Source organism: Leptospira ryugenii, from assembly GCF_003114855.1.
Taxonomy (GTDB): Bacteria; Spirochaetota; Leptospiria; order Leptospirales; family Leptospiraceae; genus Leptospira_A; species Leptospira_A ryugenii.
Genome location: NZ_BFBB01000001.1, coordinates 56,445 through 69,634, shown reverse-complemented (window position 1 = coordinate 69,634; position 13,190 = coordinate 56,445). Strand labels below are relative to the sequence as shown.

Sequence of the window (13,190 nt, the reverse complement as noted above, 5' to 3'; positions counted from 1 at the left end):
CTTTTTTTTTCTCCCTCCCTCTTCAGAAGACTGGTTCTCGGAGATGAGAGGAGAACCTATGAAAACAAAAAATCCTAACCAAGTTTGGATACAAGATGTTACCTTACGAGATGGCAACCAAGCCTTAAAAAAGCCTTGGACTTTTGCCGAGAAAGAACAGGTCTTTGCTGCCCTTGTTGCATTACAAGTCGATGGAGTGGAATTGGGCTTTCCTTCCTCAAACGAGCTTGAGTTCCGAGCGGTAGCACAATTGGCAAAACAAGCACCACCTGAAATGACTGTGTCTGCATTGAGTCGTGCAAAGGTAGATGAAATTGAAAGGACCTGGGAAGCAATCCAGTTCGCAAAGAACCCAAGATTGCATATCGTATATCCTGTGAGTCATTTTCAGATACACAATGTACTTAGAATCTCGGAAGAACAAGTATTGGAAACCATTCATCAATCCATTTCTTTCGCACGTTCTCTTGCGGGAGAGGGGAAGAGCATTCAATTCTCAGGAGAACATTTTGGAGATGCGATTGAAAATTTTAATTTTACGATCGAAGCCTTTCAAACGGCAATCCGTGCAGGGGCTGATGTTATCAATTTACCAAACACAGTAGAGAGATACCGGCCTTTTTTGTTTGTGGATATGGTCAAAAGAGTAAAAGAAAAGATGCCAGACCACATTACTCTATCCGTCCACACACATAATGATTTAGGTATGGCGACCGCGACAACAGTAGAAAGTGTATTTGTAGGCGCAAATCAGGTAGAGGTTGCATTGAATGGCTTAGGAGAGAGAGCAGGAAATACAAATCTTTATGAGACTGCTTTGGCATTGCACCAGTGTGGTGTTAGGTCTCGCTTGAACTTCCAGAAGATCTATCCTACGGCACTTTTAATTTCTGAATTGAGTGGGATCCCAATCGGAGAAAAAACCCCAATCATTGGAGAGGATATTTTTTCCCATAGAAGTGGTATACACCAAGACGGAGTCACCAAAACCATTGGCCAAGAAAAAGGAGCTTACCGAACATTTCGTCCAGAGTTTGTAGGCCGAGGGGATGCCGAAAGGATTGATTTTACGAACCAATCAGGCACAAAAGCTATCGTTCACGTCTTACAAAAGTCAGGTATAAGCTTAGATGCTGAAAAAATTAAAATCGTATTCCAAAAAGCCAAAGAACTTTCGGGAAGTAAGGGGAATCGATCTCTCTCCGCAGAAGAAATCTTACAACTAGCTTCCCGATTGTTTCCAGAAGAGAACCAGATACCTGATCGAATCCAGAGATCGATCAGAAAGAATCTTGAATCATTCTTGACAAAATGATGTAAAAAGATGTAATCCTGATCTACAATTTCTGGCTACGTGAGGATTTCAAATGGCGAATGTATTGATCCAAGGTGCTCGCATCTTCGATGGTTCCAAAAACGATTCCTGGATCGGTGATTTAAGAATTCGAGATGGGATCGTTCAGGAAATGGCCCCCCATCTAAGCCCAGCCCCCGACGAATCAAAGATAGACGCCAAAGGCCTTTGGTTAACGCCAGGCTTTATCGACTTCCACACTCACTATGATGCGGAAATTGAAGTCTCTCCTGACTTGTCAGAATCTGTCCGGCACGGTGTCACAACAGTTGCCTTAGGTAGTTGTAGTTTGAGTTTGGCCTTTGGTGAACCCGAAGATTTAGCGGATATGTTTAGCCGGGTAGAGGCCATCCCCCGAAAGAATGTTCTGGAGATCTTACAGTCCAAAAAAAACTGGGACTCAGCGAAAGAATACAAAGAACATTTAAATTCTCTTCCACTTGGTCCCAATGTAGTTTCTTTCGCTGGTCACTCCACCATCCGCACGAAGGTCATGGGACTCAAACGTGCCTTAAGTAAAACAGACAAACCGAGTAAAGACGAGCTCACCAAGATGGAAACCTTACTCAACGATGCATTGAACGAAGGTTATCTGGGAATGTCTATCAATACTTTGGTTTGGGACAAAATGGATGGTTCAAGGTTTCGCTCTCTGCCACTACCATCAACTTTTGCTGATTGGAGTGAATACAGAGTGTTCAACAAAATTCTCCGTAAACGAGGCAAAGTCTTCCAAGGCGTACCAAACGTTTCCACTAAAATCAACCTCCTTCTGTTTTTATGGGAAGCAATCCCAATCTTCAAAAAGAAACTCAAGACAACGATCATTTCCCTGATGGATGTCAAATTCGATCCAAACTTATATAAACTTTTGTTTTTCATCGGAAGGCTCACGAATAAAATTTTCCGCGCTGACTTTCGTTTCCAAGCCTTACCAGAACCTTTTGACTTGTATGCAGATGGAATGGATGTTGTTGTCTTTGAAGAATTTGGTGCTGGTGCCTATGCAAACCATATTGAAGACGAAGCAGAAAGAAGAAAATTGATGAAAGACCAAAAGTACCGTTCTTGGTTTCGACGCCAATGGACAAATTGGTTTTTACCCAGAGTTTTCCATAGAGACTTTAAAGAAACGGTCATTGTGAACTCTCCCGATCCAAAGCTTGTCGGGAAGTCCATTGACCAAGTGGCAAAAGAGCGAAAGGTAGATTCGGTCACTGCTTTCCTGGATTTGGTTGCGGAGTACGGAAACCAAATCCGCTGGTATACAGTAATGGCAAACCACCGCCTAAAGCCATTACAAAAGATAGTGGCTCACCCCGATGTACTCATTGGTTTTTCGGATGCAGGTGCCCACTTGAGAGGGATGGCGCATTACAATTTTCCACTTCGGATGTTAAAACTTGTATACGATGCAGAAAAAGCAGGCCAACCTTTTATGAGGACAGAGGATGCAGTGTATCGTTTAACAGGTGAAATAGGAGATTGGTTTGGTATCAATGCAGGTTATGTGAAAATTGGCCAACGTGCCGACCTAGTTCTCCTTGATCCCAATCATTTGGACGAGAGTTTAGCCAAGGACGTCGAGGCACCGATGCCATTTATGAATGGATTCAAACGATGGGTTCGGCGTAACGATGCCACAATCAAAAAAGTATTCATCAATGGTGAGCTTGCTGTCGACCAAGGAAGCCCTGTCTCCGATCTCGGCAAAACGAAAAAGTTCGGCTCCTTCTTGCCGTCTATGATTGGTTCCTAAAGTAATATAAAAACAGCCCAAACTATCGTATATCTCCTAAAAAAAAGGGCGGAAAGATTGATTCGCTCTAGGAGATTGGGTATATGGGACTGATCAATCTGATCTTGGGTGCGTTTGCCGCCTTTCTGATTGCAACAGGGATCACAAAAGATCCAAATGCAGAAAAAGAGAAAGGCAACGTAAGTCTGCAAGTACCACATGAAGTGGTTCGTCCCAAACTCGACTTCAATAGCCTAAAATCTAAAGCCAAAAAGTTACAAGAAACAGCGTTTGTCGAACTCAAGGCGCACAGTTCCAAAGAGTTGGCAGCTTTGCCGTACGATCGGTACAAGAATATTCGCTTTCTGACTGAAAAGTCAATTTGGAGAAAGGAAGGGAGTAATTTTCAGATTCAATTTTTGCCGCCAGGCCATCTATATAACCAATCGATTTATATCAATGAACTGATAGAAGATTCTTACCAAGGGATTCCTTTTTCCGCAGATTACTTTGATTGGACGGATGTGGGTTCTGTCAAATTCGGTCCAGAATTTGGACACTCTGGATTTAAGATTCATTTTCCTATCAATACGGAAGAACATACAGATGAGTTTGTGGTCTTTCAAGGCTCAAGTTACTTTCGGATGGTTTCCAAAAACCAAGTTTACGGATTGTCTGCAAGAGGCTTAGCCATTAATACGGGTATGCCGAATGTTGCCGAAGAATTTCCCGTATTCAGAGAATTTTGGCTGAAAAAACCCTCTCCTTCCGATCCAAAAATGATCGTATACGCCCTCTTAGACAGTCGATCTGCTACTGGTGCCTATCAATTTGAAATTTTTCCTGGCGAAGTTACAAAATGTACGGTTACTGCGGAAATATACCTTAGAAAACCAGTGGAAAAACTCGGCCTCGCTCCCCTTACGAGTATGTTTTGGTATGGCGAAAATTCTAGTATACCACAAGGGCAAGTGTATCCAGAAGTACATGATTCTGATGGCCTACAGATCCTCACTTCCAATGGGGAACTTTTGTGGAGACCCATTGACAATCCCAAACGACCTCATATTCATTCCTTTGAACTAGAGAATCCAAAAGGGTATGGCCTTATCCAAAGGGATAAAGAGTTTGCAAATTACGAAGATGTTCATATGAAATACCACCTTCGTCCTAGTGCTTGGATTGAACCATCAAGTGGATTTCAAAAAGGAAATTTGCAACTCTATCGATTCCCCACAAAACAAGACTCAGATGATAACGTTACCTTGCTTTGGGTACCGAATGAAACACCTGATCCTGGCCAACCTCTAAATCTAGAATATACCATTTACTGGAATTCTTCGCTACCAAAGAAATTAGCTTATGTTCATGCAACACGCATCAATGCACTCAAGGAAGGAGAAAAGCTCTACCTCATTGATTTTAAAGGAGAAATAATTAAATCCTTGGTTGAATCAGGGCAAAATCCTATCCCCGTAGTAGAATCTTGGAATGAACCATGGGAGCCTAGCAATGTGAGTGTTGTTTGGATACCCGAATCCGAAAAACTTAGGCTTAGTTTCCAACTCCCGACCAAACTTGGATCAAAGGGTACGGAACTTAAAGCCTACTTGAAGAATAAGGATGATACCATTTCCGAAGTTTGGACAATTAGCTATGAACCAAGTTTCCAATGAAATTTTGACTTCGTTAGACACACGCCTTCGTTCTCTCGGTATTAAAAATCCACTCGAAATTGCTGATATCATTAGAGAAGTGCTACAATCCTGTGATCGTTTTGATTTGGGTACCGTGCATCATAGATTCGAAGGCTATCTCAAGGAAAGGTATGAACGAGAATTAAACTTGGAGAGAAATCAATTTGGAGATTTGGAATTTGAAGGTCCTTTTTTAGAATCATGGAAAACTGAGCCTAACTTCCATCAGGTTGCCCATAGACTAAAGAACCAGTTTTCTTCGGACGGAAAAGGATTCGGAAAGATGGTCCCAAGACCCATAGACTTTAGCGGATTTGCCAAACTAAGCGAAGACAAACTGGATAAAAAAACAATTCTATTAACGATATTGTTTTGGTGTGTAACCTATATTTTAATCGGATTTTTACTGCTTCGGCCATGAATCTATTTTCACTCAATCCTTATACATTTAGAATTTTTCTCTTCTGGGGGTTTGTAAACCTTCTATCTGCCTATGGAACCTATCTTTATTATGAATATCTCTCCTTTCGTACGATTGATACCTTAGATCTTTTTTTATTATTCTTTTTTTCGATTCTCTTTCTGCATTTGTCCTATGGATTTTGCATTGCACTCTTTGGATTTATATTAGAATGGAGAGGAGGAGATCCACTTGCTTGTAAGATTGATCCTAAGGAATTAGATGCTGTCAACTTAGAGAAAACACCCGTCGCAGTTGTTATTCCCATCTACAATGAAGACACCTCAGCTGTATATGAACGAATCTCAAAGATGTATCTTGAGATAACAAAGGAGCACGGCACACAAGGATTTGATTTTTTTATCCTGAGTGATACAAATAAAATATCAGTTTGGATCAAAGAAGAAAAAAGCTACATCGATCTTTTGAAAGAGACCAATGGTTCAGGAAGGATCTATTACCGCAGAAGAAAGATCAACACCAATGGCAAAAGTGGAAACATTTCTGATTTTTGTAGAAGGTTTGGAAAAAATTATCGGTATATGATAGTACTAGATGCTGACAGTTATATGACTGGAAAAGGAATGTCACTTCTTGCCAAAAAAATGGAAACAGAAACTTCCATTGGCATTCTCCAAACAAATCCCATCATCCACAGGACAGAAACCTTCTTCCAAAAAATATTTCAAAAATCACAATCCTTGTACAGTAAGTACTATTTGACTGGTGCTAACTATTGGCAATTGTACTCTGCTTCCTTTTGGGGACACAATGCGATCATTCGTTTGGAACCATTTATTGAACATTGTGCCTTACCCAAATTACCCAAATTAGGTGCTATTGGTGGAAAAATCCTGAGCCATGATACGATTGAGGCCGCTCTGATGAGAAGATCTGGTTATACGGTTAGATTCTCTTTAGACGATTTGGGTAGTTTTGAAGAGTATCCGCCTAGTTGGATTGAATCCTTACAAAGAGACCAAAGATGGTGCCAAGGGAATATACAACACTTTTGGTTTTTGGGCGCAAACGAATTGAATTTTCAATCGAAGATTTCCATACTCTTGGGAATTTTTTCATATCTTTCGAGTGCATTTTGGTTAATCTTTATTGGACTTTCTGCCTATTTATATTTATCAGATTTACGCTTCTTTCGTTTGGCATTCAGTTCGGAAAGTTTTGATATCATTTTCCGGCAAGTATACTTAGGAAAGGCAATGCAACTCCAGATCATCACTCTATCCTTACTATTTTTCCCTAAATTTTTAGCTTTTGGCACAGAATTTTTAAGACGAAACACCAAAGCAAAAGAAAGAGGCCAATTGCTATTCTTTTTTCTATCGGAAACCATCATTTCATTTTTAATGGCTCCGACAAATATGTTACGACATGTACAATTTGTACTCTATACATTGATTGGAAAAAAAGTAATTTGGAAGAACCAAAATCGAAATATATCAAATGGTCTCTCTTGGAAACTCAGCTTTACTTCCTTTGGTTTTCCTTTGTTGATGGGCTGTCTTTCTGCTATTTTTTTGTATAGATTAGAAACCCAACTATTCTATTGGACATCACCGATTTGGTTTTCTTGGATACTATCTCCTCTTGTAGCTAGACTTACTTCATTGTCTTCCTTTACATCGAGAGAGACAAGAGATCAGACAGAAAGCAGAGGAATGACAGAATCGGAAGCGATCCAACAAATTTTAATGGATCCTTTGGTATTTGGAAATCATCTCTTCATGATGCGTGATCGACCAAAAGAAACTGATCGAACCAAACAATCTTTAGAAAAATTAGCAGAAGAAGTATTGGCAAATGGGATTGCTTCCGTAAGTGAACGAGAGATCCGACGACTTCTCCACAGCAGGCATGGTTTAAAACACTTTCATTCCCTATTTTGGAAAACCAACTCCCATTCCAAACATTCAAGTTGGAATGGGAGAAGCATTCCGTAATATATACATTTTTGTATTGTTACGGGAGCTAACCTCTGATGTGGTAACCTCCATCAACATGACGGATCTCGCCTGTAATGCGATTGTTCTTTCTAAATAGATAGACAACTTCATAAGCCAGATCCGATGCATTCGCATTTCCTAGCGGTGCCAACTCTTCGCATTGTTTCACGGCCTCTTCCAAACCTTGGATAGCACCTCCCGCTTTACTTGCAGTATACGGCGAAAATCGCACTCCATTCACTTGGATACCATCCGATTTTCCAAGTTCTATCGCTAGTTCTTTGATGAGTCGCTCTAATGCTGCTTTTGCAATACCGATGTTCTTATACGGGTGCGAAACAATTTTTTCTGCTCCCAGGTAACTCAAGGCAACTAAAGAAGCTTGTTTTGCGAGTCTTTTTGCCGCATACAGACTTTGTATAACAGCTAACATAGAATATGCGGAAATATTCATAGCATCCATGAACTCTTCTCTTGTCACTTCCATAATGGGCTTCACTTTTCCGGCGCGGATTGTTTTATCCATCGCGATGGAATGGAGAAATCCATTCAATTCAATGCCCTCACTCGCCAATGTACTTGCGAATTCATTGATTGAGTCTTGGATACTTACATCCATCACATAGGTTTTTGTGTCTGCTCCTAGGACGGATTTTACTGTGTTCGTAAAATCATTAAACGTCCTTTCTAGGTAGTTCTGCGCATTCTCTGAGAGAGCACTATGAAATTTACTTTTCCCAAGACCCGTACAGATGAGTGTAGCTCCTTGTCGTTTACACTCCTCGGCAATGCGGAGAGCCAAGGAGTTTTGGTCCGTAATCCCCGTTATGAGGATTGTTTGGTTTTTGAGCGCGTTTTCCATCAATTAAACCTTTCTTTTCTGTAGATTTGTACATCCGAGCAGAACAGAATCATTGCAAACTTTTCCAGATACTTATCTGCCATAAGTTCTATGATTCGATTCGCCTTATTTTCCGAAACTAAAGTTTCGATCCGGATATTTTTCCCTTCCCAAGACGAATTATGGGTCGTATTTAACCCTTCTCCTCTCGCCTCTGTGATTGTAAATCCTTTCACGGCGACGGAACGAAGGTCCTCGATGATCTTTTGCTCAATGGCCTCATCAGCGATGATAGTTACTAATTTTGCTTGTTCTAGTTTCATGTGTTTACCCAAAAATGTATTTTGCAAATCCAAGGTACAATGGTATCCCCAAGGATAGATGGAAGGGAAAGGTGATCGCAAGAGATGCCGTCAGATAATAGGCTGGGCTTGCTTCCGGTATGGCGATTCGAATGGCCGAGGGAGCCGCAATGTAAGAGGCACTCCCACTCAAAGTTCCCAATACCATTGCCCCGCCCATACTCAAGCCAGCCAGTTTTCCCAAAAGAATCCCGACAAAGGCATTGAAGATTGGGAATAAAATACCGAATGCGATCAGAAAAAAGCCCGCAGTTCTTAGGTCACCTAATCTTCGTCCCGTGACAAGACCAACTTCTAGTAAAAACAGAATCAAAACTCCTCGGAACGGAACATCAAAGAGTGGTGCGAATTGTTCGTGTCCTTTTTTTCCCGAAATGATACCGATGAGGAGGCCTCCTATCAAAAGAACAGTTCCTTTTCCAGCGAATAACTCATGTAATACTTTTTTCCATGAGCCATCTTCGCCTTTCATTTTTGATTTCACAAGCATCAGAGCCACAAGGATGGCAGGTACTTCCATGATCGCAAGTAAACTAGGCATAAACCCTTCATAGGTGATCTGAAGGGTATCTAAAAAAGCCAATGCTTCACTGAACGTAACAGCTGAAACTGAGCCATAATGAGCCGCGAGTGCTGCCGCATTTTTCATATCATACTTTCCCAATTTTGTGAGTAGAAAATATGCAATCACAGGGATAGAAATACAAAGATACATGGCTGCAAAGGCTGGCTTGTAAAATGTTTCCAAAGGTGTTTGGCTCAGTTTCACACCTCCTTTCATTCCGATAGCTAACAGTAGATAGATGGTTAAACCAGTATACATACCGTCAGGGAACTTTAGATCACTTTTAATCACTGTGGCTAAAATTCCTAGGAAGAAGGCCAAAAACATAGGCGTTTGTAGATTTGACAAAAGAGAAGTAGTTAGTTCCATAATACGGCTCCTGGTAACAATGGGCTTACTTTGCTTGGCGTTTTGATTTGGCTTCTTTCCCAAACAAAACCCAAAAGGATAGACAAAACAGACATTTTCTGGTCCCCTTTCTGATTGAGTGCTTTCATGATTTCCTCCATGCTCTTATCATAGCAGAATTGGAAAACCGTTCGTCCGAACTTATAAGATGGGTCTCACAAAGGATTCAATTTTGAAAAAATTCTTCTCCACAAGCCTTGTCAGCATACTGATTCTCCTTAGCCTAAACAGGACTCTCCTTGCAGAATCCATTCCAGAAAAATCTGTGGATAGAGGCCCTCTTCTCTTACAGCCAAGCCCTGAGCCACAAAAAGTTGACCGAGGTGCCGTACTACAGGCGGGTTTCCGAGAAGAACCAGTTCATTTTGTTTTGGCTTTGCCAGAGGTGATATCCGAAAGCCAAAGCAAGTACTTGGTCTTTCTCTGGAGCCATTTGGATTGGGTGCAAGTTTGTGCTGAGTCCGAACCTTGTCAGTCTGCTGGATACTCCCTTCCTTTAGGCCTTTGGCCACTTCCACAAATCTTTCCTGTCTTTCCCATCTCATTGAAACAAAAAGAGACAAAGGTACAGATTGAAATCAGGTCTAGGAATTATATAGAAACGGAAATACAAATTCTAAGTTTACAGGAACTTTTACAAACCATCTCCTACTTCACTGGCCTCATCTTTTCCTTTCTCTGCATCATCACTGCATTTTTTATCCGCATTCTGTTTTTTTATTTAAAAGACCCTAAGCCTTGGATCCTAAGCAATGTTCTATTCCATCTCGGCATTCTCTTTATTTTTTTGTTTGGATCCGGGCTTGGGAATCTCTATCTATTTCCAAACTCAGTGATTCCCCTTTCTTTATTTAAAAAACTTAGTGTGGGTTATTTGATTCTGACTGGGACAAATTGGATTCGGACGTATATGGACCTTTCTCTCGACTTTCCTAAATCAAATCGATTTATGATTTTTTGCCAAATCGCCGCGGTAATATTGATGGTCTCTAGTTTTTTTCCCATCCCTCGCCAATACATCGCAATCTCCTATACTTTTCTCTATGTGAGTATCACCATCCTTGCTCTGATCATTGCCTTTGTAAAATTGGAGGACTCTCTCAAACAAACCCCCTGGTTTATTTTAAGTATCCTCTGTTTGTTGCTATTCGAGATTTTGAATTTATTCTCCTATGAATCATTTGATTCTCATGATGGTAAAATTTACCTATTCTTCTTATCCATATTTTTGCCTGCCAATGCCTATTTCATTTCACAAGCGATCCAAGTTAAACTCCAGGAAATAGAGCAAACCGAAACCGTTTCAGCAAGATTGATCACTCGCTTAAAGACTGATATCACCAGTTCAAACCAACAGGAAACTCAAACCAAGAAATCACACCTAATCGGAATTAATACGGAGAAAAAAATCGAAGAGCTCAAAAATCTATTCCAATCCGAAAAGATTCACTTAGATGAAGAGCTAAGATTATCAGATCTTTCTGCCCTACTAAAATTAAATGCACACCAAACTTCCGAATTGATTAACCAGATCATGGGCATTAGTTTTGCTGATCTAATCAAACAATACCGAATAGAAGATGCGAAGGAAAAGTTAATCAAAGAGAAAGACAAATCCATCCTAGACATCGCACTAGACTGTGGTTTTACTTCCAAATCCGTCTTCAATGATGCATTTAAAAACCAAGTTGGACTGCCACCTTCCCAATTCCGAAAACAGTCTTTAAAAAAAGAATCCGATTGAGCAATCCGCCACACATTTTGGTGGTCTAGGCAAATCGTATGACACGACTTCAGAGGGAGACTAAAAAAAAACCGAAGAATCGCTTGAAAAACAAAAGTTTTCGCTAGAACATTAGTGGAGCAAAAGATGAACCGAGAATCTAAAATCGAATCCTTTTTCCAAACAATTAGATCCGAATCCTTTGGTTCTTCGGCTTTAATCACTCATTTTCGGGAGTTTTTATCAAGCGAAGATGACTATTCTCTGTTTCGAGTAAACCCATATATATACGCAAATGACTCGGGTTTTCCGTATCATGAGGTTCTTGATGTATTTTTACATGCCAGCAAACACGGTCTATTCGTCATGGAATGGCTGCTAGTCTGTCCACGCTGCGGAGACCCAGTAAAACATTTCCAGAATCTTATCCATGTCCATAACCAATACCATTGTGACTTTTGCCGAAGAGACTACCATACGAGTTTAGATGATTCGATTCATATTGTTTTCACCATCCATCCTGATATCCGAGATATCGTTTTTCACCATCCCGAATCTCTACCAATAGAGGACTATCAATACAAATATCATTTTTCCAGAGAGGGAAGAGTCCCAGGTTCGAGCATGACCTTTCGTCATTTTTTTAAGAAGAGAGAAAGGTTTTTACGATTTCTATCACCAAAGGAAGTGAGAGAAGTGGAAATAAATGTTCGGGAAGGTTATTTAGAAGGGAATGATTTTTTACATGATACAGATTTTTTGCTCGAAGTCCTTGCAGAAAGAAGTTCCAAAACAGATGAAGTCCAAATCACCTATGAAAACCAAACTTTGCATTCCGACACCAAGCAGTGCCGTTCAGGAATTCTAAAACTAAATATCAAAAATAATTCATCGGAAAAAGTTCCACTTTCCATTTATCAATTGGATTCGGATTTTTTAACCTCAACTTTTTTATTAGAATTTGATCCCCATCTCTCCGCAAAAGAACTCCTCAACCATAGGACATTTCGTACTTTATTCCAAGGTGAAGACATCGTTGGTCCAAGGGGTTTATCCATAAAAGACCAAACGTTTTTATTTACCGATTTAAAGGGATCTACAAATCTCTACGAGAGAATTGGGGACTTAAAGGCATTTTCTTTGGTCCAACAACATTTTGATGAGATGTCTCGAGTCATCATCAAAAACCAGGGTAGTCTTGTAAAAACCATTGGCGACGCCATAATGGCAACCTTTCTTTCTGCAGAAAATGCAATGAGGGCAGCCATAGAAATGTTAGAAGAAATTGAAACATTTAACAAGCGCCAACTCGAAAGAGAGATCATTTTAAAAATCGGCATTCATACTGGTGCTTCTATTGCCGTTACCTTAAATGATCGATTGGATTATTTTGGCCAAGTAGTGAACATTGCCGCAAGAGTCCAGGGATTGGCCGAAGGAGAGGAGATCTGTTTCACAAATGAGATCTATGCTGCTCCCAGAGTATCGACTATACTACGAGGTTATCCTGTAAAATCAGAAATCACACAACTCAAAGGAATCACAGAAAACATACAGATTTACCGCTTGAGCCCAAAAGAAAAGGAATGAATCGATATGGAGTTTAGCTTAAAATCCCTTGCCATAGTAAAAAATGTTCGCACAGAGCCCATTGATGACCATTGGTCTTCCATTCATTCCACAATAGAGGTATTAGGTGAAAATGCAGAAGAATGCCTACGTGGACTTGAGTCCTTTTCCCACATAGAAATTGTCTTTGTATTCCACAAAGCAAAAGATGAACAGATTGTACTCTCTGGGCATCCACGTGGCAATCCCAACTACCCTTCTGTAGGGATCTTTGCCCAAAGAAAAAAAGACAGACCCAACCGACTTGGTCTCAGTATCTGCGAGATTCTAAAAATTGAGAACCGCTACATTTATGTTAAAGGTTTAGATGCCATCGATGGAACGCCCATACTGGATATCAAACCTGTGTTTCCTCAGTTACTACCCCAGGGGGAAATACGAAATCCCGAATGGGTTGCAAGTCTCATGGAACATTATTGGGAATGAGAAAAGAGTTTTTGTTTTCCAACAGA

The 13,190-nt window shown here is 40.5% G+C and carries 12 protein-coding genes; 8 read left to right on the top strand and 4 right to left on the bottom strand.

Going from position 1 to position 13,190, the window contains the following annotated elements; translation table 11 throughout:
- The first annotated feature begins 58 nt into the window (after positions 1 to 58).
- From leuA2 to mdoH, 5 genes are all read left to right on the top strand, one after another.
- Positions 59 to 1,315 (top strand): 2-isopropylmalate synthase LeuA2, encoded by a 1,257-nt coding sequence (leuA2, locus tag DI060_RS00285; RefSeq protein WP_108972489.1) that lies wholly within the window; start codon positions 59 to 61, stop codon positions 1,313 to 1,315.
- Between the two features lie 52 nt (positions 1,316 to 1,367).
- Positions 1,368 to 3,113: an N-acyl-D-amino-acid deacylase family protein gene (locus DI060_RS00280; RefSeq protein ID WP_108972487.1), complete on the top strand. Its 1,746-nt coding sequence runs from the start codon at positions 1,368 to 1,370 to the stop codon at positions 3,111 to 3,113.
- Positions 3,114 to 3,196: 83 nt separating this feature from the next.
- Entirely contained in the window at positions 3,197 to 4,768 is a 1,572-nt protein-coding gene (locus DI060_RS00275) for an OpgD/OpgG family glucan biosynthesis protein (protein WP_108972485.1), read from the top strand.
- A complete protein-coding gene (locus DI060_RS00270) occupies positions 4,749 to 5,210 on the top strand; it encodes a hypothetical protein (RefSeq protein ID WP_108972482.1) in 462 nt (153 codons plus the stop codon). The genes DI060_RS00275 and DI060_RS00270 overlap by 20 nt, the downstream gene beginning before the upstream one ends.
- Positions 5,207 to 7,207, top strand: coding sequence for a glucans biosynthesis glucosyltransferase MdoH (gene mdoH / locus DI060_RS00265; protein ID WP_108972480.1), 2,001 nt, complete (start codon positions 5,207 to 5,209; stop codon positions 7,205 to 7,207). The genes DI060_RS00270 and mdoH overlap by 4 nt, the downstream gene beginning before the upstream one ends.
- A gap of 28 nt (positions 7,208 to 7,235) precedes the next feature.
- Here mdoH and DI060_RS00260 read toward each other — a convergent pair whose 3' ends face one another.
- The 4 genes from DI060_RS00260 to DI060_RS18870 are packed head-to-tail and all read right to left on the bottom strand — an operon-like array spanning position 7,236 to position 9,475.
- Positions 7,236 to 8,072: an SDR family oxidoreductase gene (locus tag DI060_RS00260; protein WP_108972478.1), complete on the bottom strand. Its 837-nt coding sequence runs from the start codon at positions 8,070 to 8,072 to the stop codon at positions 7,236 to 7,238.
- Positions 8,072 to 8,374, bottom strand: coding sequence for a P-II family nitrogen regulator (locus DI060_RS00255; protein ID WP_108972653.1), 303 nt, complete (start codon positions 8,372 to 8,374; stop codon positions 8,072 to 8,074). The genes DI060_RS00260 and DI060_RS00255 overlap by 1 nt, the downstream gene beginning before the upstream one ends.
- Before the next feature lie 4 nt (positions 8,375 to 8,378).
- Positions 8,379 to 9,347: a sodium-dependent bicarbonate transport family permease gene (locus tag DI060_RS00250; protein ID WP_108972476.1), complete on the bottom strand. Its 969-nt coding sequence runs from the start codon at positions 9,345 to 9,347 to the stop codon at positions 8,379 to 8,381.
- On the bottom strand, positions 9,338 to 9,475 hold the full coding sequence (locus DI060_RS18870; RefSeq protein WP_167836864.1) for a hypothetical protein: 138 nt from the start codon (positions 9,473 to 9,475) through the stop codon (positions 9,338 to 9,340). The genes DI060_RS00250 and DI060_RS18870 overlap by 10 nt, the downstream gene beginning before the upstream one ends.
- 83 nt (positions 9,476 to 9,558) lie before the next feature.
- Here DI060_RS18870 and DI060_RS00245 point away from each other — a divergent pair, with 83 nt between their 5' ends.
- From DI060_RS00245 to tsaA, 3 genes are all read left to right on the top strand, one after another.
- Complete coding sequence (locus DI060_RS00245; RefSeq protein ID WP_167836863.1) at positions 9,559 to 11,130, top strand: helix-turn-helix domain-containing protein; 1,572 nt, start codon at positions 9,559 to 9,561, stop codon at positions 11,128 to 11,130.
- Between the two features lie 126 nt (positions 11,131 to 11,256).
- A complete protein-coding gene (locus DI060_RS00240) occupies positions 11,257 to 12,699 on the top strand; it encodes an adenylate/guanylate cyclase domain-containing protein (RefSeq protein WP_108972472.1) in 1,443 nt (480 codons plus the stop codon).
- A 6-nt stretch (positions 12,700 to 12,705) separates the two neighbouring features.
- Positions 12,706 to 13,164, top strand: coding sequence for a tRNA (N6-threonylcarbamoyladenosine(37)-N6)-methyltransferase TrmO (gene tsaA / locus DI060_RS00235; RefSeq protein WP_108972470.1), 459 nt, complete (start codon positions 12,706 to 12,708; stop codon positions 13,162 to 13,164).
- The last annotated feature ends 26 nt before the right edge of the window (positions 13,165 to 13,190 follow it).